29 protein-coding genes are annotated in these 24,984 nt (G+C 58.3%); 6 read left to right on the top strand and 23 right to left on the bottom strand.

The window, feature by feature from the left end:
• Positions 1–67 precede the first annotated feature (67 nt).
• On the bottom strand, positions 68–835 hold the full coding sequence (locus Q3970_RS06730) for a ParA family protein (RefSeq protein WP_303099816.1): 768 nt from the start codon (positions 833–835) through the stop codon (positions 68–70).
• A gap of 157 nt (positions 836–992) precedes the next feature.
• Here Q3970_RS06730 and Q3970_RS06735 point away from each other — a divergent pair, with 157 nt between their 5' ends.
• Positions 993–1,241 carry a DUF1289 domain-containing protein gene (locus Q3970_RS06735; protein ID WP_257066453.1) on the top strand — a complete coding sequence of 83 codons (249 nt, stop codon included), beginning with the start codon at positions 993–995 and terminating at the stop codon, positions 1,239–1,241.
• A 96-nt stretch (positions 1,242–1,337) separates the two neighbouring features.
• Here the strand turns inward: Q3970_RS06735 and Q3970_RS06740 are convergent, their stop codons facing one another.
• From Q3970_RS06740 to tsaB, 9 genes are all read right to left on the bottom strand, one after another.
• Positions 1,338–2,285, bottom strand: coding sequence for an ABC transporter ATP-binding protein (locus Q3970_RS06740; protein WP_303099817.1), 948 nt, complete (start codon positions 2,283–2,285; stop codon positions 1,338–1,340).
• Positions 2,286–2,488: 203 nt separating this feature from the next.
• Entirely contained in the window at positions 2,489–2,854 is a 366-nt protein-coding gene (rplS, locus tag Q3970_RS06745; RefSeq protein WP_303099818.1) for a 50S ribosomal protein L19, read from the bottom strand.
• Positions 2,855–2,867: 13 nt separating this feature from the next.
• A complete protein-coding gene (gene trmD / locus Q3970_RS06750) occupies positions 2,868–3,617 on the bottom strand; it encodes a tRNA (guanosine(37)-N1)-methyltransferase TrmD (RefSeq protein WP_303099819.1) in 750 nt (249 codons plus the stop codon).
• On the bottom strand, positions 3,617–4,126 hold the full coding sequence (gene rimM, locus Q3970_RS06755; RefSeq protein ID WP_303099820.1) for a ribosome maturation factor RimM: 510 nt from the start codon (positions 4,124–4,126) through the stop codon (positions 3,617–3,619). Before rimM ends, trmD begins: the two co-directional genes overlap by 1 nt.
• Before the next feature lie 19 nt (positions 4,127–4,145).
• Positions 4,146–4,394: a 30S ribosomal protein S16 gene (gene rpsP / locus Q3970_RS06760; protein WP_303099821.1), complete on the bottom strand. Its 249-nt coding sequence runs from the start codon at positions 4,392–4,394 to the stop codon at positions 4,146–4,148.
• Positions 4,395–4,448: 54 nt separating this feature from the next.
• The gene (locus tag Q3970_RS06765) at positions 4,449–6,710 is read right to left on the bottom strand and encodes a GNAT family N-acetyltransferase (protein WP_303099822.1); all 2,262 of its coding nucleotides are present in this window, start codon (positions 6,708–6,710) and stop codon (positions 4,449–4,451) included.
• A gap of 131 nt (positions 6,711–6,841) precedes the next feature.
• Positions 6,842–7,642: a uracil-DNA glycosylase family protein gene (locus Q3970_RS06770; protein ID WP_303099823.1), complete on the bottom strand. Its 801-nt coding sequence runs from the start codon at positions 7,640–7,642 to the stop codon at positions 6,842–6,844.
• Positions 7,636–8,082 (bottom strand): ribosomal protein S18-alanine N-acetyltransferase, encoded by a 447-nt coding sequence (rimI, locus tag Q3970_RS06775; protein WP_303099824.1) that lies wholly within the window; start codon positions 8,080–8,082, stop codon positions 7,636–7,638. The genes Q3970_RS06770 and rimI overlap by 7 nt, the downstream gene beginning before the upstream one ends.
• A complete protein-coding gene (gene tsaB / locus Q3970_RS06780) occupies positions 8,079–8,753 on the bottom strand; it encodes a tRNA (adenosine(37)-N6)-threonylcarbamoyltransferase complex dimerization subunit type 1 TsaB (RefSeq protein ID WP_303099825.1) in 675 nt (224 codons plus the stop codon). The genes rimI and tsaB overlap by 4 nt, the downstream gene beginning before the upstream one ends.
• A 281-nt stretch (positions 8,754–9,034) precedes the next feature.
• Between tsaB and Q3970_RS06785 the strand changes: the two genes are divergently transcribed.
• The 3 genes from Q3970_RS06785 to Q3970_RS06795 all read left to right on the top strand — a co-directional run bounded on the left by Q3970_RS06785 (position 9,035) and on the right by Q3970_RS06795 (position 13,019).
• Positions 9,035–9,946 (top strand): MoxR family ATPase, encoded by a 912-nt coding sequence (locus Q3970_RS06785; RefSeq protein ID WP_303099826.1) that lies wholly within the window; start codon positions 9,035–9,037, stop codon positions 9,944–9,946.
• The gene (locus Q3970_RS06790) at positions 9,930–10,877 is read left to right on the top strand and encodes a DUF58 domain-containing protein (protein ID WP_303099827.1); all 948 of its coding nucleotides are present in this window, start codon (positions 9,930–9,932) and stop codon (positions 10,875–10,877) included. The genes Q3970_RS06785 and Q3970_RS06790 overlap by 17 nt, the downstream gene beginning before the upstream one ends.
• Before the next feature lie 180 nt (positions 10,878–11,057).
• Positions 11,058–13,019 (top strand): DUF3488 and transglutaminase-like domain-containing protein, encoded by a 1,962-nt coding sequence (locus Q3970_RS06795; protein WP_303099828.1) that lies wholly within the window; start codon positions 11,058–11,060, stop codon positions 13,017–13,019.
• Positions 13,020–13,234: 215 nt separating this feature from the next.
• On the opposite strand, the gene Q3970_RS06800 is transcribed toward Q3970_RS06795, so the two are convergent.
• The 5 genes from Q3970_RS06800 to Q3970_RS06820 all read right to left on the bottom strand — a co-directional run bounded on the left by Q3970_RS06800 (position 13,235) and on the right by Q3970_RS06820 (position 15,213).
• Positions 13,235–13,576, bottom strand: a complete 342-nt coding sequence (locus Q3970_RS06800) for a hypothetical protein (protein WP_303099829.1) — start codon at positions 13,574–13,576, stop codon at positions 13,235–13,237.
• An 82-nt stretch (positions 13,577–13,658) separates the two neighbouring features.
• Positions 13,659–14,117, bottom strand: a complete 459-nt coding sequence (locus Q3970_RS06805) for a hypothetical protein (protein ID WP_303099830.1) — start codon at positions 14,115–14,117, stop codon at positions 13,659–13,661.
• Positions 14,118–14,171: 54 nt separating this feature from the next.
• Positions 14,172–14,696, bottom strand: coding sequence for an SsrA-binding protein SmpB (gene smpB / locus Q3970_RS06810; protein ID WP_303099856.1), 525 nt, complete (start codon positions 14,694–14,696; stop codon positions 14,172–14,174).
• Positions 14,697–14,703: 7 nt separating this feature from the next.
• Positions 14,704–14,913: a DUF1653 domain-containing protein gene (locus tag Q3970_RS06815; RefSeq protein WP_303099831.1), complete on the bottom strand. Its 210-nt coding sequence runs from the start codon at positions 14,911–14,913 to the stop codon at positions 14,704–14,706.
• Positions 14,914–15,009: 96 nt separating this feature from the next.
• Positions 15,010–15,213, bottom strand: coding sequence for a cold-shock protein (locus tag Q3970_RS06820; protein WP_002217533.1), 204 nt, complete (start codon positions 15,211–15,213; stop codon positions 15,010–15,012).
• Between the two features lie 240 nt (positions 15,214–15,453).
• Between Q3970_RS06820 and clpS the strand changes: the two genes are divergently transcribed.
• Complete coding sequence (gene clpS / locus Q3970_RS06825; RefSeq protein WP_303099832.1) at positions 15,454–15,768, top strand: ATP-dependent Clp protease adapter ClpS; 315 nt, start codon at positions 15,454–15,456, stop codon at positions 15,766–15,768.
• Positions 15,769–18,039, top strand: a complete 2,271-nt coding sequence (gene clpA / locus Q3970_RS06830; protein WP_303099833.1) for an ATP-dependent Clp protease ATP-binding subunit ClpA — start codon at positions 15,769–15,771, stop codon at positions 18,037–18,039.
• Positions 18,040–18,308: 269 nt separating this feature from the next.
• Here the strand turns inward: clpA and raiA are convergent, their stop codons facing one another.
• The 8 genes from raiA to Q3970_RS06870 form a co-directional block, all read right to left on the bottom strand.
• Positions 18,309–18,629: a ribosome-associated translation inhibitor RaiA gene (raiA, locus tag Q3970_RS06835; protein ID WP_303099834.1), complete on the bottom strand. Its 321-nt coding sequence runs from the start codon at positions 18,627–18,629 to the stop codon at positions 18,309–18,311.
• A 195-nt stretch (positions 18,630–18,824) separates the two neighbouring features.
• Positions 18,825–20,180 (bottom strand): RNA polymerase factor sigma-54, encoded by a 1,356-nt coding sequence (rpoN, locus tag Q3970_RS06840; RefSeq protein WP_303099835.1) that lies wholly within the window; start codon positions 20,178–20,180, stop codon positions 18,825–18,827.
• A gap of 83 nt (positions 20,181–20,263) precedes the next feature.
• Positions 20,264–20,992, bottom strand: a complete 729-nt coding sequence (lptB, locus tag Q3970_RS06845; protein ID WP_303099836.1) for an LPS export ABC transporter ATP-binding protein — start codon at positions 20,990–20,992, stop codon at positions 20,264–20,266.
• 226 nt (positions 20,993–21,218) lie between these two features.
• Entirely contained in the window at positions 21,219–21,755 is a 537-nt protein-coding gene (lptA, locus tag Q3970_RS06850; RefSeq protein WP_303099837.1) for a lipopolysaccharide transport periplasmic protein LptA, read from the bottom strand.
• Complete coding sequence (gene lptC, locus Q3970_RS06855; RefSeq protein ID WP_303099838.1) at positions 21,736–22,317, bottom strand: LPS export ABC transporter periplasmic protein LptC; 582 nt, start codon at positions 22,315–22,317, stop codon at positions 21,736–21,738. Before lptC ends, lptA begins: the two co-directional genes overlap by 20 nt.
• On the bottom strand, positions 22,314–22,850 hold the full coding sequence (locus Q3970_RS06860; protein WP_303099839.1) for an HAD family hydrolase: 537 nt from the start codon (positions 22,848–22,850) through the stop codon (positions 22,314–22,316). Before Q3970_RS06860 ends, lptC begins: the two co-directional genes overlap by 4 nt.
• Before the next feature lie 286 nt (positions 22,851–23,136).
• Positions 23,137–23,877, bottom strand: coding sequence for a hypothetical protein (locus Q3970_RS06865; RefSeq protein WP_303099840.1), 741 nt, complete (start codon positions 23,875–23,877; stop codon positions 23,137–23,139).
• 63 nt (positions 23,878–23,940) lie between these two features.
• Positions 23,941–24,915, bottom strand: a complete 975-nt coding sequence (locus tag Q3970_RS06870) for an SIS domain-containing protein (RefSeq protein WP_303099841.1) — start codon at positions 24,913–24,915, stop codon at positions 23,941–23,943.
• Between the last annotated feature and the right edge of the window lie 69 nt (positions 24,916–24,984).

Raw genomic sequence — 24,984 nt, forward strand, 5'->3', positions numbered from 1 at the left:
TTTGCTTGCATACCGGGGCAATGCCGGCATGTAAGAAGAGCAGGGTTCCAACCCCTGCTCTTTCTTCTTATTTCACTTTCTCCAACAGCTCGTTGGCCAAATCCAAATAAGCCAGCGTGCCTTTGGCTTTGGCATCGTAGGCTAGGGCGGGCATGCCGTGGCTGGGTGCTTCGGCCAGGCGCACGTTGCGGGGGATGGTGGTGGTGAAAAGCTGTTTGCCGAAATGCGCCTGCAACTGTTCGGAAACCTCTTGAGAAAGGCGGCTGCGGCTGTCGTACAGCGTGCGCACGATGCCGATAATATCCAATTGCGGGTTGATGGCCTGGCGGATTTTGCGCACGGTAGCCACCAAATCGGAAATGCCCTCAAGCGCATAATATTCGCACACCATCGGCACAATCACACCGTTGGCCGCCACCAGGCCGTTGAGTGTGAGCAGCGTGAGTGTGGGCGGGCAGTCGATTAACACGAAATCATAATCGCCGGCCACTTCGGCCAGCGCGTTCTTCAGGCGCATTTCACGGGCGATTTCCTGCACCAGCTCCACCTCGGCACCCGCCAGCGCGCGGTTGGCGGCTAATACGTCGTATGCGCCCGACTCGCTGCGGATCAGAGCATCTTTGATTTCGGCCTCACCCAGCAGCACTTGGTAAATACCGCTGTGGATGTTGCTCTTATCGATGCCGCTGCCGGTGGTGGCGTTGCCCTGCGGGTCGAGGTCGATAACCAAAACCCGTTTTTTTTGCGCCGCCAGCGAGGCAGCAAGGTTGACCACGGTGGTGGTTTTGCCGACTCCGCCTTTTTGGTTGGCGACGGCGATAATCTGTGTGCCCATGTATGAAACCTGTGAGATTTTGCGGTTGGCCGAATTGTACCGTTATTTTCGGCACAATGGTATGACGGCCCGCCATTGAAACTGCCTGTGTTTTCAAGCAGAATGGCAGTCTTGCAAAGGTAATCGGCATACCTGCCCCCTTGTTTTCGGCATAACTATGGAACAACTCGAATTCTTTGCCATTCCCAGCCCTTGTGTCGGCGTGTGTGAAGCCAACAGTAAGGGCTTCTGCAAAGGCTGTCTGCGCAGCCGCGACGAGCGCCTGTATTGGCTGAAAATGAGCGATACGCAGAAGCACCAAGTGATGCGCCTGATTGCCATGCGCCGTCAGAAACTGCAAAAGTTGGCGTGGGAAAAGCAGCAGGCATCGGCGGAATTGCCCGATCAGATGGGGTTTGAGTTTTGACCGTTGCAGGGGGTATTTTCAGACGGTCTGTAGTGTATTTGCGATAAAAGTGGAAAAAGGTTTTACCGTATGGGCAAAGCGTCAGTTTTTACGGCTTCAGTCGAATCTGACCACTTGGCTGTCATCTACCCGCAACGGCCATTCGCTGCCCGGTTGCAAGTTTAAGTTGCCGTATTGTGCCGGATCGAGATAAAGCCGGATGTCGCCGTACTGCGGGTGGCGGAGTGTAATCAGGCTGCGGTCGGGCAGGCGGGTATGTGACACGATTTTGCCGGCTGTGCCGTGAGGGTGGTTGAAATGGAGCGCCCGTTGCGGAATATAGCGCTCGTTATTAACGTTTTCTGCACCGATCAAGCGTGCTGCGCGGGCATCGGCAGGGGAGGCGACCAGTATGTCGGGTGCGGCCAACTGGATAATGCGGCCGTTGTGCATCAGCGCGATGCGGTCGGCCAATGCAAATGCCTCTTCGGGGTCGTGCGTAACCATCACGGCGGGGATGTTGCGGCGGCGGATATTGTCGGCCGTCAGCCGCCTGAGTTGGCTGCGCAGGCCGGTGTCGAGGCTGGAGAAAGGTTCGTCGAGCAGCATCAACTGCGGTTCGGTAACCAGCGCACGGGCGAGTGCCACGCGTTGCTGCTCGCCTCCGGAAAGGCTTTCGGGGCGGCGTTCCGCTTCGTCGGCCAAACCGACTTCGGCCAGCATGGCTTCGGCGCGCCGCTGCGCTTCGGTTTTGCCGATCCCGCGCATTTTCAACCCGAAAGCAACGTTTTGCAGCACATTTAAATGCGGCAGTAGGGCATAGTCTTGGAATACGAGTGAAATATGGCGGCGCTCAGGCGGAACGCGGGTGCGGTTTTCACCGTTTATCCACACTTCACCGCTGTCGGGCTCCACCAAACCTGCGGCGGTTTTCAGCAGGGTGGATTTGCCGCAGCCGGAACGGCCGAGAACCGCCAGCAGCATACCGCCGTTTACGTCAAGGCTGATATCGTCGGCCACGGTTTTGCCGCCGTAGCGTTTGTTAATGTGTTTGAGTTGCAGCATGTATTTCTTTCAGACGGCCTCGGATTGCGGAAATGACGGGGGATAAATATTTCAGACGGCCTAAACGGATTTCGCAGAGGTTTCAGGCCGTCTGAAAAACTTGATAGGGCGGCTCAAATTTGAACCATGATAAAGTAGCTGGAGTAGCGCCGCAACAAAATACCCGCCTGTGTGGCGGGTATTTTGTTGGGCTGCCGCTGGGCTTAACCTTTGCGGGCGGGCAGTTTTTCTTTGATGCGCGCAGCTTTGCCGGTGAGGCCGCGCAGGTAGTACAGCTTGGCACGGCGCACGTCGCCGCGGCGTTTCACTTCGATTTTTTCTACGTTGGGCGAATACAGTTGGAAAGTGCGCTCAACGCCTTCGCCGCTGGAAATTTTGCGTACGATGAAGCTGCTGTTCAAACCGCGGTTGCGGCGTGCGATGACCACGCCTTCATAGGCTTGCAGACGGCTGCGGTTACCCTCTACCACGCGCACGGAAACCACTACGGTGTCGCCGGGGGCGAATTCGGGGATTTGTTTGTTCAGGCGGGCGATTTCTTCCTGCTCTAATTGTTGGATCAGATTCATGTTTTTTCCTAAGTTATGATTGGTTTTCCCGTTGCTCTTGCAGGATTTCGTTCAAGAGGCGGGATTCCTGTGGGATTAAACTGCGCTTTTCGAGTAAATCGGGTCGGCGCGCCAAGGTGCGTCGCAGCGATTCTTTCAACCGCCACTCAGCTATCAGGCCGTGGTTGCCGGAGCGTAATACTTCGGGAACCGTCATGCCCTGAAATTCTAAGGGTTTGGTGTAGTGGGGGCAGTCGAGCAGGCCGTCTGAAAACGAATCCTGTTCGGCGGACTGCATATCGCCCAATACGCCGGGTATCAGCCGTAAAACGGCATCCATCAGCATCATGGCGGGCAGTTCGCCGCCGGAAACGACAAAGTCGCCGATGCCGATTTCTTCGTCGACGCTGCTTTGCAGCAGGCGTTCGTCTATGCCTTCGTAGCGGCCGCAAAGCAAAATCAGGTTGTCGAGCTTGGCAAGCTCTGCCGCTTTGTTGTGCGTGAGCGGCGTGCCTTGCGGGCTGAGGTAAATCACTTTGCCGCTGCCGCTGCATTGTGCTTCGGCTGCTTCAATGGCGGCTTTGAGCGGCGGAGCCATCATAATCATACCGGGTCCGCCGCCGAAAGGGCGGTCGTCGATGTAGCCGAGTTTGTTGTCGGCAAAGCGGCGCGGGTTGATGGCGTTGAAGCGCCACAGGTTTTGTTTGAGCGCCCGTCCGGTTATGCCGTAGCCGGTAATGCTTTGGAACATTTCGGGAAACAGGGTGATGGCCTGAATCAGCATCAGTAGTCCAAGCCCCAGTCGGCGGTGATGGTTTTGTTTTCGGTGTCGACGGTCAGGATATATTGGGAAACGAAGGGAATCAGTTTCCGGCCGTATCCGCCTTCCACTACCAATACGTCGTGCGCGCCGGTTTCCATCAGGTTTTTAACCGTGCCCAAGGTGATGCCTTCGGTATTGGTTACGGTCATGCCCACCAAGTCTGCCCAGTAGTATTCGCCTTCTTCGGCGGGGGCGAAGGCTTCGCGGGGGATTTCTATGGTATAGCCGCGCAGGGCGGATGCTTCGTCGCGGTCGTCTATGCCTTCGAGTTTTACCAGCAGCCCGCCGTTGGCGGTTTTTCCTGCCTCGGGGATAACACTGCGGTGTTGGCCGTTTTTGCTGAGCCGCCACTCGGGGTAGTCCAACAGGCTGTCGGCGTATTCGGTGCCGGCGGCGATTTTGAGCCAGCCTTTAACGCCGAATACGCCTTTGATGTAGCCCATGGCTACCCATTGCTGAGTGTCGGTCATGGCAGTCGGTGCGGCGGGGTCAGGCGGCGGCTTTTTGCTCTTTAACCAGCTTGGCCACGGCTTCGCTGACTTGTGCGCCTTGGGCGACCCAGTGGTTCAGGCGCTCGGCGTTCAGGCGCACGCGCTCCTGTTTTTCGTTGGCAACGGGGTTGTAGAAGCCCACGCGCTCGATAAAGCGGCCGTCGCGGCGGTTGCGCGAGTCAGTTACGATTACGTTGAAAAACGGGCGGTGTTTCGAGCCGCCGCGTGCTAAACGGATAACTACCATGAGAAATTCCTTTTGAAAATCGGATGTATAGAAAACCGCTGATTTTAAGATAAATTAGGATTTTAGTGCAAGTATTTGTTGTTTTAAATTGTGCCTGATGTTGTTTACGGGCGTGTTTTTCGGTTCGGCCAGGTTTAAAACGGCTTCGGCAAGGGCGCTGTCGTGCGGCGAGGGGGTGAGGGCGAAGCCGAGTTTGCCGGCCAGTTTCTGCATGGCGGGATTGCTTTGCAGAATTTCTGCGGCCATTTCGCGGTAGCCTTGCTGTTTGGCCGTCTGAATGATTTGTTCCATCAGGTGTGCGGCCAGCCCTTGGCCTTGTGCGGCGGGGGCGGCGCTGATGCCGAATTCGCAGCGCCCTGCCGTATCGGCAGGGCCGAAGCGGGCCGCGCCCAGCCAGGTGCCGTTTTCTGTTTCGGCTATAACGGCTCCTTCGCAGGAATAGTCGAGGTTGCAGGCGCGGGCGAGCATGGCGGGGCTGAGTTCGGCAAGGTGCATCATGTAGCGGGTGTAGCGCTGTTCTTCGGGCAGGCTGCGCACGAAATTCTGTTTGGCTTCGGCGTCTTCGGGCAGCAGCGGCCTGATGCGGACGGTTTGGCCGTTTTTCAGGGTGAAGGTGTGCGCGGGTTTGGCGGGATAGGGGGCGAACACGTTTTCGACGGTTTCGGCCTGCGGGTCGGTTTGGATGTCGGAAGTGGTGCCCGCGCTGCCGGCGGAAACGGTGATTCCGGTGATAAACGGCACGGCGGCGGCGGTGTTCAGGCTGTGCAGCAGTTGGTGTATGGTTTTTTGGTGGCGTTTCAAACCGGCCTGGCGGATCAGGTGTTCGGAGTCAAGCGTGGTAAAGGGCGGCAGCACGGCCAGCGTGTGTGCGGGGGTGCGGGCGTAGAGTACGGCGCCGTAACGGGCGTGGCGTTTGAAGGTGAGCACGAACTGCGGGTTGGCTTCGGGCGTTTTGTATTCGGGCAGGTATAGGGCTTTGGCCAGCTGCGGCAGGTCGGCCGGGGTTTTCTGTATTTCGCGCACCGAAGGTGTTTTCAGATGGCCCGGCAGGGGTTTGGCGGTTTGGTTCTGCTGCTGTTTCAGGCCGGTGTAAACGTTTTGGCAGCGGAATGCCTGCAAGGCTTGCGCGGGGCGGGTAAATTGCAGCAGGCCGTCTGAAAACGGGCTGCTGATGAAGAGGGGTTTGTCGGTTTGGCGTTGCAGGTTGGTCATCAGCCGGGTGATGTTTTCGGCGGTGTTGTCGGCGGTGGGGGCGATAACGGCCAGCAGGGCTTCGGTTTGGCTGTGTTGCAGGCAGCTTTCCGCCAGTGCGCGGTAGCGTGTGGGGGGGGGGTGGCCGCCGATGTGGCCGTAGGGGTTTTCAGACGGCCTGCCGTCGTCGGGCAGCGGGTGCAGTGTAATGCCGAGTTCGTCGGCCTGGGTTTGCAGGCTGCCGCAGGGCTCGTTGGCGATAATATGCAGTTTGCGGGCGGATTTGTCGGCAGCGGAAAGGGCGTGGAGGGCTGCGGCGGTTTCGTCGGGCGTGAATGCCGGCATGAAACCGCAGCGGCGCGAGAGTGCCTGCAGCACGGCGCGTTCTTCTTCGTCGGCATAATGGCCGACCGACAGCAGCACGGGTTTGCGGCGGGCGGCTCGGCGTATGGCGCTGAAGAGCCGGCGCTGGTTTTCGTGCGGGTTGTGCGATACGGCAATCAGCCGGGTGGCCGGATCGGCAGCGAGCATGTCGATAAAGTCGGCCGAAACGGTGGGGCTGAGCGGATAATGCAGGCCGATATGGCATGAAACGCCCGGCCCGGCCTGCGACATTTGGGCTGCCAAGCGCGCGCTTTCCGAGGCGTGGCCGCTGATGATGCCCACGCCGCCTGCGGGCAGGTCGGGATAGATGCCGGTGTTCAGGCCCGAAGCGGGCACCTGCAAGGCTGCGGGGTGGCATACGGTGATGCGCACGTTGGATTTGCGCATTTTCCGCAATGCTTCCTGCGCCTGCTCCAACGCCTCGGGGGCGAGTCCGTCCCAATCCTGCACCAAAACGGCATGGGGGATATTCTGTTTGCGGCAGGCTTTCAGCACGGCTTCGTAGCTTGCGGGTGGGGTGAGTACCAGCGCCATGTCGGCCGCGTCGGGCAGGCGGTTCAGGTTGGCGTAGGCCTTCATGCCGCCCACGGTTTTGTGGCGCAGGTTAACCGGCGTTATCTGCCCGCCGAAAGGGGTGCGCAAAAGCGCGGTCAGCACGTGCCCGCCCAAGCTGTGCGGGCGTTCGCTGGCGCCGATAACGATCAGATGGCGGGGGGCTGGGGAAACGGGCCGGTTGTGCATGGTGTGGTTTCCTTGTGGTTGTGGGGGGGCACCCACGGGGCTTCAACGGATAATATGCCGGTATTATCCTTTGGAATCGTTCACCGTAACAGGCCGTCTGAAACCGGTTATATTTTCAGACGGCCTGTTATTTATGATGACGCTGCTTCCCCGGTTAAAACACCCCGCAGTTTTTTCAGCTCTTCCCATGCCTGTTTCTTCAGTTGCGGCTGCCGCAGCAGGCGGGCGGGGTGGGGCACGGTAAACGCGGGTGTGCCGCCGCACAGTTGAGCGATGGTTTCGGCGTAGTGCGGCTGTGCGAACACCTGCCCCAGAAACAGCACCGCCTGCGCCTGCGACGCGGCAAGTTCGGCCTGCATCTGCGGCAGCGCGGCGGCCACTTGTTCGGGCGGCGGCTCGGGGGTAAACGCTGCGGAAGTTTTCACCCAGCTGGTTTTGTGGGCGTCGGCTGCTTGCAGGCCGATGGCGGCGAGCATATTGTCGAGCAGTACGCCCGCGCTGCCGCTGAACAGTTTGCCTGCCGCGCTGTCCTCGGGTGCGGGGCAGATGCTCACCACCATTACAGCGGCGGGCTGTATGGCGGCCAGTACGGCGGGGTCGGCAGCCGTTCGGGCGGCGGCGTTTCCGTTTTCAGACGGCCTTCCGGCAGGCGCGGGCGGAATGTTTTCAGACGGCCTGTTGTGGGCGGAATGGCCGTCTGAAACTTTGGCGGCGGGGTTGACGGCAGCCATCGCCGCCAAGCGCGCGGTTGCGGCGGCAGGCGTGCGGGCAGCGGGTTGCGGCACGGCAGAGGTTTGCGGCGGTGTTTGGGGTGCGGCTTGCGGGGTGTGCGCGGCGGCGGTTTCGGCGGGCAGCACTTTTGCGCCCCGGTTCAGCCACATCGGCCCCAAATCCAGTGCTTCGTGTAAATGCAGATAGCGGCTGCTTAACATGATTTCTCCATTAAAACAGCATCTTCCCTGCTGCCGTCGGGCAGCGGGTAATAGGCTTTTCGGCGGCCGCATTCGGTGAAACCGTGTTTGCGGTAGAGCGCCTGCGCGGCAAGGTTGGCGGCGCGCACTTCTAAAAATAAGCGTTCGGCGCGCTGTGCCGAGGCTGTCTGAAACCATGCCGCCATCAGCTGCGAAGCCAAACCGGCACGGCGGCGGGCGGGGGCGGTGGCAATCAGGTGCAGCTCCGATTCGCCGCACAGGGTCTGCCACACGGCAAAGCCGCCGATGATGCCGTCGGCTTCGGCCAAAACGGTTATGCTGTCGAAACGGTTGTTTAAGGCCGTCTGAAACTGTGCGGCCGACCACGGCGACGGGTTGCATTGCGCATCAAGCGCGGCCAAGGCGGGGCAGTCGGCGGGCAGGGCGGGGCGGATAATCACGGCGCACCCTTCCGTTCGGCCTGCTCTTTGGCGGTGAGCGCGATTTTATTGCGCACATACAGCAAACCCGCACGGGCGGCATCGGTGGCGGGGTAACGCCCGCCGGCGGCCAAATCCAGATAGTTTGTTGCGGCGGGCATCTGCGCCGTGCCGTTAAACGGCGGTTTTTCGCCGAGCGCAAACGCATTGCCTATGCCCTGCGGTTCGGCACAGCCTGCGGGCGGCACGATATCCGCTGCTCTGCCTACTTGGTAATCGCTCAGGCGGCGGTGGTTTTCGGTGTCGAACCAGGCGTAAAACACCTCGCCCATGCGCGCATCGGTGGCCGCCAGCACGCACGGTGCGCTGATTTGGCAGGCCACCGCGTCCAAACACGGCACACCGACGAGCGGCAGGTCAAACGGTGCTGCCAAGCCCTGCGCCACGCCCGCGCCGATGCGCAGGCCGGTAAACGCGCCCGGGCCTTGCGCATACACCACTGCGCCCAAGTCGGCTACTGTGATGCCCGCTTCGGCCAGCAGGGCGCTGATTTGCGGCAGAATCAGGGCGGATTGGCGGTTGCCCGCGTCTTCGTGGAAAGCAAACGTTTGCCCGCCCGCGCGCAGGGCCAGCGACAGAAACGGAGTGCTGGTGTCGATGGCTAAAACGGGGCGGGAAAAATCGGCTTGCATGGCGGAAAAATCGGGGTTGGTCGGAAGGGCATTATACCCGAGGAGGGCGGAACTTATCGCAGCCTTTTAGCAGCCTTTGCAAAAGGCCGTCTGAAACGCATTACGGCAGCAATATGTAATTTTGATACAAAATAATATTTAGGTTGATTGTTTTTAAAGTGGTAATGTAAGAGTTGTGTATGGTTGTGTTAAAATGCCGCGGCATAAAACAAGCACACAGGCCGTCTGAAAAACGCTTTCAGACGGCCTGAATTTACCGCAACCCATTTAAAAACATCATAATGAATACCGATATACAACGCGCATTGCAACAGCTCAACACGCTGATTTTGGGGAAAGAAAACGTTTTGCAGCAATTGTTTGCCGCCGTGCTCGCCGGCGGCCACGTTTTGCTCGAAGACGTGCCGGGCGTGGGCAAAACCACGCTCTCGCACGGCGTGGCGGCGGTGTTGGGGCTGGATTACCGCCGCGTTCAGTTCACCAACGATATGCTGCCTTCCGACCTGTTGGGCATCAACGTTTACCGCCCCAACGAAGGCCGGTTCGAGTTCCACCCCGGCCCCGTGTTCCACGCCTTCTTATTGGCCGACGAAATCAACCGCGCCTCTCCCAAACTGCAATCCGCGCTGCTTGAAGCGATGGAGGAGCGGCAGGTGTCGGTGGACGGGCAAACCTACGCCCTGCCCGAGCCGTTTATCGTGATGGCCACCCAAAACCCCGCCGAGCAGCTCGGCACCTTCCCCCTTCCCGAATCGCAACTCGACCGCTTTATGATGCGCCTGAGTATGGGCTATCCCGCCGCCGACGCCGAAAAACGGCTGTATGCAGAAGGCGGTGGCCGCCGCAACCTGCCCGCCTTGCAGGCCGTTTGCAACGCCGCAACGCTTACGCAATGGCAGCGGCAGGCCGCGCAGGTGAAATTTTCGCAGGCCGCCGCCGATTATGTTTACCGGCTCGTGCAGGCCACGCGCCAACCCGGCCGCTTCGTGCTCGGCTTAAGCCCGCGCGCGGGTTTGGCGGTGGTGGCCGCCGCCAAAGCGCGGGCGTTTATGCTGGGCAGGCCGCACGTTTTGCCCGAAGACGTGAAAGCCGTGTGGGTGCCGGTGGCCAACCACCGCCTGCAACCCGTGCAGCAGGGCTTGACCAGCACGCAGATTCTGGCGGATATGCTCGACCATGTTGCCGTTGCGTAAACGCCGTCTGAATGCCGCACAGGGCGAAACCGCTTCTGTGGCCGCCCTGCATTGCCGCCCCACCCGTTTGGGCGTGGGGCTGGCGGTAACGGTGGTGCTGCTGTGGCTGGTGGGGCTGAACTACCAGGTTAATCTGGCTTATGCCGCCGCTTTCTGGCTGGCGGGGTTTCTGCTGGTGTCGGTGCTGCTCAACCTGCGCCAGCTCTCGGCTTTGCAGATAACGGCAGATATGCCCGCCGAAGTGTTTGCCGGCGGCCATGCCGTGCTGGAGCTGGCCGCCGCCGGCAACACACGCCGCCGCTGGTTGTGGCTGTGCAGCGAAGACGGTTTAGCCAACCCGCGCACGCCGCCGACGAAATTGTGGCGGGCGTGGCATATCGGTTCGGACGGCCTGCCTGTTTTCCAATGGCGTATCCCCGCCGTGATGCGCGGTTATCTGCGCATACCGCCGTTGCGCGCCGCTTCGGTGGCGCCGTTCGGCGTGAGCATGGTGCAGTATGTGTGGCGCTGGTCGGGCGAAGCGGTGGTATTCCCCGCGCCCCTTCCCCACGATTTGCCCGATATGCCCGCCCGCAGCGGCGAAACCGACCTGCAACACCCGCCCGCGCAGGGCGGCGGTGATTTGGCTTATTTACAGGCGCACCGGCAGGGCGCGTCGTTGCAGCATGTTGCCTGGAAAACCTATGCCAAAACCGGCGAAATGCTCGACAAACGCTTTGAAGAGCCGCAACACGCCGCCAGCAACACCGTTATTTCTTATGCAGACTACCCTGCCGGCACCGATAAAGACCGTTTGGCGGGCTTGTTGTGTTTCCGCGTACTCGAAGCCGAACGCCGCGGCCTGCCGTATTCGCTGGAGCTGCCGCAGCGGCTGATTGCGCCGCAGCACGGGCAGCGGGAAATCTGTCTGACGGCGCTGGCATTGTGGTAGCGGCAATCGGCACTAGACCTTTGCGAAACTCATTGGGTCCGTCTGAAATGTTTGTCCGTCATTATCGGGCTTGATTCGAGTATTTGGTGCTTCTTTAAAACAATGAGATGCTCGGGTCAAGCCCGAGCATGACGAAACGGTATATCAGGCCGTCTGAAAAAACCTATCATTCATAACATCATGCTGATTCCCAACCCTTCTTTCCTGCAACAGCCGCCGCCGCGCACGGTGGCATTTGCCGTGCTGCTGGTTTTGCTGTGGACGGCGCTGCCGTTGGCCGCATCACTGCCCGCCGCGGTTATTGCGGTGTTCGGCGGCCTGTGGCTGCTGCGGCTGGCCTTGCTGAAAGCCGGCATCGGCCGCGTGCCGAAAGCCGCGCTGCTGCTGCTGGCGGCGGTGGCGGGGCTGCTGGTGTGGCAGCAGCTTGGCACGGTGTTCGGGCGCGAGGGCGGGGTGGCGTTTTTATTATTGCTGGTAATGCTCAAAGCGTTCGAAAGCAACAGCCGGCGCGATTGGCAGGTGCTGCTGCTGGCCATGTTGTTTTTAATCGGGTCGTCGGTGCTGCTTAATCAGAGCCTGTTTGTCGGCGTGTGGCTGCTGCTGGCGCTCGCGGCCGTCAGCATATGTTTTGCCGTATTGTGCGGATTGGGCGGCAGGGAAGCCTTCAAACTCAGCGTGCAGGCGCTGCTGCTCACCCTGCCGCTGACTGTGGTGCTGTTCGTGGCGGTGCCGCGCCTGGACGAACCCTTGTGGCGGATTCCGCAGCAGACGCAGCAGGCCAAAACGGGCTTGTCGGACACCATGGAGCCGGGCAGCATCAGTAATCTGGTGCAGAGCGACGAATGGGTGGCCAACATCACTTTTTCAGACAGCCTCAAACCGCAGCGCAGCGATTTATATTGGCGCGCCATCATTATGGGCGAATTCGACGGCACACGCTGGCAGGCGCTTAACGGCAACTATATCGACGAAGCCCGCACCGCCGCCCCTAAACGCACCGTTGCCTACCAGATGATTATCCGCGATCAAAACGGCGTTTTACCCGCGTTGGACTACCCTGCGGCAGAGCTGCCGGCGGGCGTGGAGAAAAGATTGGGGCAGACCATACGCGCCAGCCGCAGCCGCGAAGGTTTGCGCCGCCTCAGCCTGCAAGCGTCTCTGAGCGACACCCTGCCGCACACCCTTGATGCCGGCGGGCAAAACTTCTACACCCGCCTGCCAAGCGGCAACCCGCAAACCCGCAGCCTGGCCGAAACGTTGGCGCAGCAGTCGGCCACCCCGCGCCAGTTTATCGGCAAAGTGCTCGAACACTACCGCCGCCAAAACTTCGCCTACACCCTGCAACCGCCGCGCACAGCCGGGCGCGACGGTATCGACGAATTTATGTTCCGCACCCGCCGCGGCTTCTGCGAACATTACGCCCAAAGCTTCGTAGTGATGATGCGCGCCGCCGGCCTGCCCGCGCGGGTGGTAACCGGCTATCTGGGCGCCGACTATAACGAACAGGCGGGCTTTTGGCAGATTCGCGCCAAAGACGCTCACGCCTGGGCCGAAGTGTGGCTGCCGCAGGAACAGGTTTGGCTGCGCGTCGATCCCACCGCCGCCGTGTCGGCCGTGCGCGCAGCAAGCGGCATCAGCCAAGCCCTCGCTGCCGACGAGCGCGGCATGGTGGCCGACAGCGGCAGCCTGTTTGCCCGCTGGCGCGATACGGGGCAGTTTTACTGGCAGCAATGGGTGGTGAACTACGACCAAACCAAGCAAAACAGCCTGTTTGCGCGAATCGGCCTAGGCGGTTTCAACTGGCAGACCCTGCTGCTGGTGCTGCCCGCCGCCCTCCTGCCGCCGGCATACTGGTGGTTCGGCAGCCGCAACCGCGATCGCGATTTTCTCAACGAAGGCTTTGCGTTGGTTAAAAGCGCGGTTTTGGGTAAAGACGATGAAACCGCCGCCGCCGTCAGCGCGGGCGAACTCAACCGTATGCTGCACGAAAACGGCATCGCCGACCCGGCCTTGCCGCACCTGCTGCAACAATACGAACACTGGCTGTATGCCGCCGAAAGGCCGCCGCGGCGCACGCAGAAACGCTGGTTCGCCGCCGCGCGCAAAGCAGCCAGGCGTTACGGCACCAACCGGAGGGGGTGATGTTGCGGTTTACGGAAGCGGATCGGGAATTTTGTAAGAATATTCAATCAAGGCCGTCTGAAACACGTAAATATTGTCATTTAGTTGTTTTGACGCGGTTTTATTTTGAAAGGTCTTGAATCGATTAGCCGTTGCCGGTGTATACAACCGCTCTCAAAACAAAAAGCCGTCTGAAATTAATTTTCAGACGGCCTTGGCAATATATATGTGGCGGATTATCCGCCGTCGGGCAGTTTTACCCGTTTGTGCGGCACGATATTGCTGCGGGAAAGCAGCAGCAGGCAGCCCAGCACTATCATACCCAAGGCCACCAAAGGCGACATGCCCAGCAGGTATTGGCTTTTCAGGTAAACCGCCGCGCCGATGTAAATCAAGAGCGGGCCGGATACGACCGACTGTTTGTTGATGCCGTCCATCACCAGCACGGCAACGCCGGCAACGGCCAGGCCGATGGCAATCAGTGTGGCGGTGGCGGGCAGGATGCCGGTGGCTTTGAGAAACCACACGGCACCGGCAATAATCAGAAACAGCGGTAGGGCGAGCGAGGCTTGGGGCATGGTGCAGACTCCGGTTCGGATAAGTTTTCATACGGCCTGCATTATTGTGTTATGCAGGCCGTATGAAAAGGGGAAGGGAAAATTATTGCGTGTTTTTACCCAGCAGGCGTGCGATGATGCCGTCGGTTTGCTTCTGCAAGTCAGGCGAACGGCGGAAGGCGGGATCATCGCTGACTTTATAGCCAATGGAGGCTACGCTGTAATCGGGGGTGCGCAGGATAATGGTGATTTTCTCGATCATCTGCCGGCTGCCTGCAGAAATATAGCGCAGGTTATAGCGGCATTGGGGCGTGTAGAGGCGCTGGCGGTCGGCCGGAACATCAACGATTTCGCTGTCGATACCATGGTTGTTCAGCGATCGTGCAATCACGTGTTCCAAACCTTTTGGCGTGCGTTTCGGGTTGGGGATGATGCAGATGCGGCTGATGGTTTTCAATTCGCCGGCTTTTCCTTCGGCCACGCTGACTTTGGTGCTGCTGCATGCGCTCAGGGCGGCTGCTGTTAATGCTAAAGGTAGTATTTTGATTTTGTGTTTCATCATGCTTCCTTTTCGTGGTAATACGGCGGCGGGTTTCAGACGGCCTCGGGAAGGGGGTTAACCCGCGTTTTTCATCAAACGCTGTTTTTCGCGCTTCCAGTCGGCTTCTTTCATGCTTTGGCGTTTGTCGTGCTGCTTTTTGCCTTTGGCCAGGCCGATGTCCATTTTGATGCAGCCGCGGCTGTAATGCAGGTTCAACGGCACGATGGTGTAGCCCGCCCGCTCGGTTTTGCCGATTAATTTGTTGATTTCCGACTGCTTCAGCAGCAGCTTGCGCTGGCGTACCGGATCGGGCTTCACATGGGTGGACGCGGTGGGCAGCGCGGTGATGTGGCAGCCCACCAGATAAAATGCGTCTTTCTTCCAATGGATATAGCTTTCTTTCAGCTGCACGCGACCGGCGCGGACGGCTTTTACTTCCCAGCCCTCGAGCACCAAACCGGCTTCGATTTGGTCTTCGATAAAATAGTCGTGGAAGGCTTTGCGGTTGTTGGCGATGCTCATGGTATTTGCTGTTTGGGTTCGGTTGCTTTTTTCAGACGGCCTATTGTAGCAAAAGGCCGTCTGAAAACGTTTTAAAATTCACATTTTAAAATTCGCGTATGCAGGTAAAGCGCAAAACGCCGCCGACGCTTTCGGCAAACAGGGCGGCGGGGCGCGCCCACAAGCCGTAATCGCCGTAGAGGGCGCGGTAAAACACCAAGGTTTCTTCAGTTTCGCTGTGGCGGGCGGTGCCGATAACTTCGTATAAATTACCTTTATAGTGGCGGTAGATGCCGGGTTTGACTGTGTTTGTCATTGTAATCGGCCGTCTGAAAAAGCAAAAAACAAACGGCGGGTTTTGCAACCCGCCATACTTTGGGAATTGAAACCGGAACACGCCGGCCCAATTTGATCAAGCAGCCTGAATGTTGGCGGCTTGTTTGCCTTTGGGGCCGGTGGTTACGTCGAAAGAAACGCGTTGGCCTTCTTTCAGGGTTTTGAAACCTTCCATGTTGATGGCGGAAAAGTGGGCGAACAAATCTTCGCCGCCTTCGTCGGGGGTGATGAAACCGAAACCTTTAGCGTCGTTAAACCATTTAACAATACCGGTTGCCATTGAACTTCCTATACTAAAAAATTAACAAAAACAGCAAAATTCAGGCAACATGTAAAAATCAAAAGTTTCGAGTTTCTCCCAAACCAATATGCTTTTTTAGATGCCAAGCTCTGCTGAGAAAGCTTTTTACCTATATTGGATTGTCCAGTCAAGGGGAGATTGGGAAAAATATCGAAATTTATTAAAATAAAGCAAAAAACAACATCAATACCGCCCCGCAACCGCATTTTAAAGATTAATATGAGTCAGAATCAAACCCGCCGCGATGCAGAAACCGGACTGTTGGACCGCAGCAAAACCACTCCGCCCAAACGGTACGGCGTTTATCTGCTTAACGACGATTACACCACCATGGATTTCGTGGTGGAAGTGCTCACCGGCATTTTTATGCTGCCCGAAGAGCGGGCGGTGGCCGTGATGCTTTTGGTGCATCACGAAGGCAAAGGGCTGTGCGGCGTTTACACCCGCGATATAGCCGATACCAAACAGCAACAGGTTTTGCAGCGCGCCCGGCAGGAAGGCCACCCGCTGCAATGCACTGTTGAGGAGGTTTAAATGATTTCAGCCGAACTCGAACAGATTCTGCAGCAGATCTACACCGATGCCCGCAGGCACAAATACGAGCTGATCAGCTTGGAGCACCTGCTTTTGGCGCTCATCGAACAGAGCGAAGACGTGGCCGGCATATTGGCACGTTGCGGTGCGGATTGCGGCGTGCTTGCCGAACAGCTGATCGGCAGCATGGCCGACAACACCCCGACCTTGCCGCCGCACCTGTTCGACAGCACCGAAACCCAGCCTACACTCGGCTTTCAGCGTGTATTGCAGCGGGCGATGGTCCATGCGCAGTCGGCCGGTAAAAAAGAAGTGAAACCGGTGGATGTGCTGGTGGCACTGATGGGCGAAACCGACAGCCATGCAGTGTATTTTCTGCAACTGCAGTCGGTTACGCGCTACGATTTGCTGCGCTGTCTCGCCCACGGCATCGTGCCGGAAGACGGCGGCGGAGACGAGGACGGCGACGGCCGTAACGAGGGCGGCAGCAATGCGCTGGCCGATTACACCGTCAACCTCAACGCCGAAGTGCTGGCCGGCCGCATCGATCCCCTAATCGGCCGCAAACACGAAATGGAGCGTTTGGTGCAAACCCTTTGCCGCCGCCGTAAAAACAACCCCCTGCTGGTGGGCGAAGCCGGCGTGGGCAAAACCGCGCTGGCCGAAGGCTTGGCGCACTTGATTGTGAAAGGCGAAGTGCCCGACACCCTGCGCGGGGCCGCCGTGTTTTCGCTCGATATGGGCGCGCTGCTGGCCGGCACCAAATACCGCGGCGATTTCGAGGCGCGCATCAAAGCCGTTTTAAAAGCGCTGGAGAAAATCCCCAACGCCGTGCTGTTTGTGGACGAAATCCACACCATCATCGGCGCGGGCAGCACGTCGGGCGGTACGATGGACGCTTCCAACCTGCTCAAGCCCGCGCTGGCCAAAGGGCAGCTGCGCTGCATCGGCGCCACCACCTACAACGAATACCGCACCATCTTCGATAAAGACCATGCCTTAAGCCGCCGTTTTCAGAAAATCGACATCGTCGAGCCGAGCATTGCCGAAACCGTGCAGATTCTGCGCGGCCTGAAGAGCGCCTTTGAAGATTTTCACCAAGTGCGCTACACGGCAGGCGCGCTGGAGGCTGCCGCAGAGCTGTCCGCCCGCTACATCAACGAGCGGTTCCTGCCCGACAAAGCCATCGACGTGATGGACGAAGCCGGTGCCGCCCAGCGGATTCTGCCCAAATCCAAGCAGAAAAAGGTTATCGGCAAAGCCCAAATCGAAGCGGTGGTGGCCAAAGTGGCGCGTATTCCCGAGAAAACCGTGTCGCACGACGACAAACAAGTGCTGCAATACTTGGGCCGCGATTTGAAAAACATGGTATTCGGGCAGGATGCCGCCATCGAAGCCTTGGTGGCCGCCGTGAAAATGGCACGCTCCGGCTTGGGGCAGCCCGACAAACCCATCGGCAGCTTTTTGTTTTCCGGCCCCACCGGCGTGGGCAAAACCGAAGTGGCGCGCCAGCTCGCCTTCTCGCTCGGCGTGCCGCTGCAACGCTTCGATATGTCGGAATATATGGAACGCCATGCCGTATCGCGCCTGATAGGCGCGCCGCCGGGCTATGTGGGCTTCGAGCAGGGCGGGCTGCTGACCGAAGCGGTTAACAAACAACCGTTTTGCGTGCTGCTGCTCGACGAAATCGAAAAAGCCCACCCCGATATTTTCAATGTGCTGCTGCAGGTGATGGATCACGGCAGGCTCACCGACAATAACGGCAAGAGCGCCGATTTCCGCAATGTGATTATCATTATGACCACTAACGCGGGTGCGGAAAGTCTGATCAAGCCCGTCATCGGTTTTGCCGGCAAGCGCGAGCGCGGCGACGAAATGCAGGCCGTCAACAAGCTGTTTACGCCCGAATTCCGCAACCGTTTGGATGCCATTATTCCGTTTGCGCCGTTAAACGAAGCCGTGATTGCCAAAGTAGTGGACAAATTCCTGCTGCAACTGGAAAAACAGCTTCTGGATAAAAAAGTGGAGGCCGAATTCACGCCCGCGCTGCGCCGCTATCTGGCCGCCAAAGGCTTCGACCCGCAGATGGGTGCCCGCCCGATGAGGCGCCTGATTCAGGAAAAAATCCGCAAGGCGCTGGCCGACGAGCTGCTGTTCGGCCGTCTTGCCGACGGCGGTTTCGTGCGCATAGACTTGGATGCGGTCAAAGAAGAAGCCGTGTTGAAGTTTAAGAAAGCCGCGCCGAAAAAAGCGGCGGATGCGGCGGTGTGAGCAGATACGGCAGATTGCTAAAGGCGGCTGCCGGAAGCAAAGGCATGGATCTTTGAAAAAAGCCATTTATTCCTGAATTTATTTATATTTCTTCATTGTAAAGGCCTCAGGCCGTCTGAAAACGAAATAACTGTTTTTCAGACGGCCTCAAGGAGTCTTGCAAAGGCTTCGCCTGATTTTTTGGCAAAGCGGATTTGAACGTTGCGCATAAAAAAACGCCCCGTAAAGCGGGGCGTTTGATTTTGATATTGCGGGGTACGGGCAAACGGTTATTCGTCGGCAGGTGCGGGTTTGGGGGTGGCGCGCACGTCGTTGCTTTTTTCTTTGTGTTTCAGCACGGCGCGGTCGAGTTTGTCCATCAGCACGTCGATGGCGGCATACATATCCGATTCGACGGTTTCTACATGAAGATCTTTACCGGCCAGGTGCACATCGGCTTCGGCCTTGTTGCTGACCTTTTCCACCGAGAGGGTAATGGCTACCGAAATCACGTTGGCGGCGTGGCGGTTGATGCGCTCGAGCTTGGCGGCCACATGGTTTTTGATGGCTTCGGTTACGTCGAAATTGAGGCCGGTAATTTTCAGATTCATGGCTTACTCCTTCGGTTGGGTTGTGCCGCCCGTGTTGGCGGCGGAAATCGGTGTGTTTGCGGTTGGCGTCTGTTGATAATGACCCTGGGCAACCGTAGAAAGAATCAATTTTTAGGGCTTTCACTATAACAGGCCGTCTGAAAGGTTTTGCTGATGCAGATTAAATTTTTCAGACGGCCTGCCTGATGCGGGCCGTTACGGCCTGCGTTGGTGTGCGTTCGGAATATTCAGCGATTCGCGGTATTTGGCTACGGTGCGGCGGGCAATGTCGATACCCTGCTGTTTGAGCAGCCTGCTTAAGGTTTCGTCGGAATGCGGTTTATTTTTGTCTTCTCCCTCGACCAGTTGGGTAATCACGGCTTTTACCGCGCTTTGGCTGACCCCTCCTTCCCCGTCCCCGTCGGCGGCAACGGCTTGTGTGAAGAAATAGCGTAACGCAAACACCCCGCGCGGGCAAGCCAAATATTTGTGGTTGACGGCGCGCGACACGGTGCTTTCGGCCACGCCCAGCGCGGCGGCAGCATCTTTTATCAGCATGGGGGTGAGGCCGATTTCGCCGAATACGAAAAAATCTTCCTGGTTTTCCACGATATATTCGGCCAGCCGCATCACGGTGCTTTTGCGCAGCTCGAGGCTGTCGATTTTTTGGCGTGCTTCACTGAGTTTTTCTTTCCATTCGGGGCTGACATCGCCCGCTTGTTTGAGCAGTTCGCAATATTCGCTGTTGAGCCGCACTTTCGGCCACACGCGTTCGTTGCTGCTGACCGACCAGCCGCTTTTGGTTTCTTTCACCCAAATATCGGGCTGCACATAGGCGGTAGGCTCGGCGGAAGCGAAACCGTAGGCGGGATAGGGGTTGAGTTTGGCGATCAGGTCTAAGGCCGTCTGAAGGGTTTCGGCTTCGGCATCGGGAAAATATTTGCGGAATTTGGCGGTGTTCTGCTGGCGGCTTCGGCTTAGGTCGTCAAGATGCTGCTGCACGATTTTGGCGGCAAGCCGCCGCTCGGGTGAGGAGGGCAGGCGCATCAGTTGCAGCAGCAGCGATTCGGTGAGGTTGGCGGCGCCCACGCCCGGAGGGTCGAAAGTTTGGAGCAAATCGAGCGCGTTCTGCATATCTTCTTCTTCCAGCATCCACTCTAATGGCGTTTGGTCGAGCACATCGGCGATGCTGTCGGTGAAGTAGCCTTGTTCGTCGAGAAAGTCAATCAGGATATGCACCCGCGCGGCTTCGGTTTCGCTCAAGGGGTGTTCGCACACTTGTTTGTGCAGATAGGCGTTGAAGTCGTCTTCTTCGGCGATGGTTGCCCAAACGTCTTCGGCATCGTCGCCGCCGATTTGGTTGGTTTTGGGCTGCGCGGCAGAAATACGCTCGAATTCGGCTTCTGCCGCTTCGTCGTATTCGGCGCGCTCCAAAAGCGGGTTGTCTTGCAGCCAGTCGCCGACTTCGCGGTCGAGTTCCAGCCCCGACATTTGCAGTATGCGCAGCGACTGTTGCAGCCGCTGGTTGAGCTGTTGGGTTTGCCTGAGTTTTAATCCTATGTTTTGACTCATGTTGTTATTTTCTTCTTGAGTAAGAGCGTAATGTGCGGTTTGTGCCCGGCCGGATTAATCCCCCGACTGCCGGCCGGCTGTTATTAATAGTTGAAGTTTTCGCCCAAATACACTGCACGCACCTGTTCGTTGCTGACCAGTTCTTCGGGGTGGCCCGAGGCCAGCACGGTGCCGTCGCTGATGATGTAGGCCCGGTCGCAGATGCGCAGGGTTTCGCGCACGTTGTGATCGGTTATCAGCACGCCGATGCCGCGTGTTTTCAGAAAACCGATGATTTTCTGAATGTCGATAACGGCAATCGGATCAACGCCGGCAAAGGGTTCGTCGAGCAGGATGAAGCGCGGCTGCATGGCCAATACGCGGGCGATTTCCACGCGGCGGCGTTCTCCGCCCGAGAGCGACGGCGCGGGGTTGTTGCGCAAGTGCCCGATGTTCAGATCGGCCAAGAGTTTTTCAAGCTCGGCATCGATTTCGCTTTTGTCTTTCAGGCGGATTTCCAAAATGGCGCGGATATTCTGCTCCACCGTCATTTTGCGGAAAATCGATGCTTCCTGCGGCAGGTAGCCCAAGCCCAAACGGGCGCGCTCGTGTATCGGCAGGTGGCGGATTTCTCGGCCGTCTAATTCTACGCTGCCTGCATCGGCGGCAATCAGCCCCACTATCATATAAAAGCTGGTGGTTTTGCCGGCGCCGTTGGGGCCGAGCAGGCCGACTACTTCGCCGCTTTCGATTTCCAGCGAAAAGTTTTTCACCACTTGGCGCTTTTTGAAGGTTTTTTGCAGGTTTTGTACGTTTAAGCGGCTTTGGCTCATATGTGTGCTCTTTGGTGATGGTTACTATTGTAATCGGTTTTCAGGCCGTCTGAAAGGTTTTTTTAATCTTTGTGAAGATTTGTATGGCTTGATTCTTGTTTGCGCACACCGTGGCAAATATGTGCGGCGCTTTGAACTGCATCCGCATCCGGCATTTTTGCAAAGGTATCAGGCCGTCTGAAAAGCGGTGCGGTGTTATTGCCGGTTGTTTCAGACGGCCTGTGGGTTATTTTTTCTTACCTTGCGATTGGGTGCCGGAAGGCTGGATAACCACGGTTACGCGCTTGCCGCTTTTGTCGCCGGAAGCCTTGCTGCCTTGAACGGTATAAACTTCGGTGCGGGTGTTGTAGGTAATCACGGCGCCTTCGGCCAAGTCGCCGCCGCGTTCTACTTTGGCGTTGCCGATCAGCTTCACGATGTTGGTGGCCGACGAGTAATCGATGTTGTTGGCACGGCCTTTCACGGTGCCTTTGCCGCCGTCGAGCGTTTGGCTGAAGCGCACGGGGCTGCCGCTGGCGTTCATCTGCTGCTCGCCTTTGCTGTTGCGCGACACGCGCACGCTGCCGGCACTGATGTTGAGTGTGCCTTGTTTGATGATCACGTTGCCGCTGAACGTGGTTACTTGGTTGGCCTGGTCGAGCGAGCCTTGGTCGGCTTCGATTTGAATCGGCTGCTGCCGGTCGCTTTCGAGCGCGAGGGCGGGGGCGGCGGAAACGGCGGCTAAGGCGGCCAGTAGGGCGGCTTTATAGATTTTTCGGGTCATAAATAATGGCTTTCACGCGGGAGGGCAGGTTTAAAAAACCTTTTTTGTGGTCGTATACCAAACCGTTTGCCGTGCCGTGGGAATCGCCGTATTGGTATTCGACGGCATCTTGGGTTTCGGCGGTTTCGGTTTGCGTATCTATGGTTAGGCTGTTGGTTTTCAAGATGCCGGCGGGGCGTTGTGCGTCGGCGCTTTTGGTCAGCACTACATTGTTTTGAAACTGCACTTTGCGGTTTTCGGTGTTGTAGTGTGCCTCGCTGCTTTTCACCGTATAGAGCAGTTTGTCGCCGTCATACATGGTCAGTTCGGGGTTTTCCAGGGTTACATCGTCCCTTTTGGGCAGTTGCCAGGCGGTTTCGGCGCCAAGGTTTTCTTTCAGACGGCCTCGTTCGTCGAAACGTTTGCCGTTGATGCCCGTCATCGAATATTGCGGTTCGTTGGGGTTGAGGGCGGCTTCTTCCACATCGACTTGGCTGATGCGCCCCAGCCATGCGGAAAGGCCGCCCAGACAAGCCGCCAGCACCAGCGGAAACAGCCAGCCTGCACGCCATTTCATGATCATTTCACATACTCCTGCAAGGCGGCGGCCAGTGTGCCCTGTGCCTGCATAATCAGATCGCACACTTCGCGCACCGCGCCGTTGCCCGCGCTTTTCTGCGTAACGTAGGCGGCGTGTTGCAGGGTAAACCAGTGCGCTTCGGGCACGGCGGCGGGCAGGCCGCAGCGCACCATCACCGGCAGGTCGACCACGTCGTCGCCGATAAAGGCGCATTCGTGTTCTTCCACGCCCGCTTCGGCGAGCAACTGCGCATAGGCGGCGCGTTTGTCGTGTATGCCTTTATAGTAGTGGCCGATACCGAGCTGCCTGACGCGCACGCCCACCGACGGGGCATCGCGGCCGGTGATAACGGCGGTTTGCACGCCGGTGGCCTGCAGCATTTTCAGGCCGTGGCCGTCGAGCGTGTGGAAGGCTTTGATTTCTTCGCCGTTGTCGCGGATGAAGATGCGGCCGTCGGTGAGCACGCCGTCCACGTCCATGATCAGCAGTTTAACGGCGGCGGCACGCGCCTGAAGTTCGGGGGTTAGGGTTTGCATTCGGGTTGTATTCTTTAAAAATAAACGGTTTTCAGACGGCCTGGACGAATATCAGAGGTTTATTGTAGCACCGTAAGCTTTAAACGCCGTCTGAAAATGTAAACGGGCTGGGTGTGCGGTTCAGCCTGAGGCCTTTGCAAAACCCACATCTGCGGCGCATTTCTGCGTTGTGCGTTTATGCCCTTTAGGGTACTGCTCGCTCGCTTGCCTAACTTTATGTTATGTCTGCACTCGCTGCGCTGCTACGCCTTGAACTGCATCCACATCTGTGGGTTTTGCAAAGGTCTCAGCCTTTGGCTTTGCGGCGCGGCCTGCCTGTGCTTTCCTGCGGTTGCCCGTCAGGTTGCGGTATGCAGTCTGACGGCAAAATATCTACAGGCGGCAGGGCTTTGCCGTATTTGTCGCGCACGATAAACCGTGCGGCCTGCAAACCGGGCAGCATGCCGCCTTCGGGGCGGCATACGATGGCGCTTACCTGCTTTTTCATGGCGTTGACCGCAAACGGCAGCATGGTGGTGATGTCGCTGAAGTCGCGGTCGGTCAGGGTGTAGGCGGCGGTCATCACGCCGCTTTTAATACTGCTTCCGTCAATACGCACGTTTTTTCTAACTATGCGCCCCTGTTGTGCGCCTTTTTCGCTGCCGCATATTTCGGGCGTGTTTGTCCAGCGCGCCACCAGTCTGCCGGAGGCATCCTGTACCCAATGGCTGCTGCTGATAATTTGCAGGGGCGGCCGGTTGCCGCACACGTCCAGATAATATGCCTGCCGCGAGCTTTGCCGCACCGCACCTATCGCCTTCTGCACTTCGGCGCCCGGTTCGGCCGCTGCTGTTTCATATAAAACATGCGTGCCGCCGTTGTGGAACGACACGGCCTTAACGGTTAGCAACCTGTTGAGTTTGAGCGGCAGCTGCGGCTGCACGGCGGCCGTTTGCGCTTCGTAATGTGCCTGTGTTTCCTGATTCAGGGGCTGTGCCTGCGCGGCGGCGGCCAGCATACAGCCGGTTAAAAGCCAGTGGGGTTTCATGCCATGCACTCCGGCGGGTTAAAAACGATGGGCTCGGGCCGTCTGAAAACGGTGTGCCGCCGGTCAGACGATCCGCGCTTTCAGTAGGTCGTGCATATTCAGCGCGCCTGTGAGCACGCCGTCTTCTTCCACCACCAAGAGGCCGTTGATGTGGTTTTGCTGCATCTGCTTCAGGGCTTCGGTGGCGAGTTTGCCGGCAGTGATGGTTTTGGGGTTGGCGTGCATGATTTCGTCGACCGTCAGCCCGGCGAAATTGTCGCGCTGTTGGAACAGCCTGCGCAGGTCGCCGTCGGTAAACACGCCTTTCAGACGGCCGGAACTATCAGTAACGGCCAGCATGCCCAAGCCTTTTTCGCTCATGATAACGATGGCGTCTTTCAACAAGGTGCCGCTTACCACGGCAGGCAGGCTCCCGCCGCCGTGCATAATGTCGGCCACACGCAGCAGCAGGCGTTTGCCGAGGCTGCCGGCGGGGTGGCTGAGGGCGAAATCGTCGGGCGTGAACCCGCGAGCTTTGAGCAGCACCACCGCCAGCGCGTCGCCCAGCGCCATCACGGCGGTGGTGCTGGAAGTGGGCGCCAGCCCCAGCGGGCAGGCTTCGTGCGACACGGCGGCGGTGATGTGGATGTCGGCATGGCGTGCCATGGTGGATTGCGGGCGTGCGGTAATCGAAATCAGGGTAATGTGTTTGCGCTTGAGCGCGGGGATAATGGCGGTGATTTCGTCGCTCTCGCCCGAATTGGAAATGGCGATAACCGCGTCGCCGTCGACTATCATGCCCAAGTCGCCGTGTGCGGCTTCGGCAGGGTGGACGAAAAACGCGGGCGTGCCGGTTGAAGCCATGGTGGCGGCAATCTTGCGGCCGATATGCCCCGATTTGCCCATGCCCATAACCACCACGCGCCCCCGGCATTGGAGCAGGGTACCGGCGGCGCGGGTAAAGCCGCCGTCGAGTCCGGCGGCGATTTCGTGCAGGCTTTCGGCTTCGGTGCGCAAAACCTCGCGCGCCCAGTTCAGATATTGTTCGGAATTTTCCATGCTTGTTTTCCCGCGGGGCTACCCAAATATGGAGAATCGGGTTAGCATCATTACTTTCTCAATAAATAA

The organism is Neisseria sp. (assembly GCF_030530745.1).
GTDB lineage: Bacteria > Pseudomonadota > Gammaproteobacteria > Burkholderiales > Neisseriaceae > Neisseria.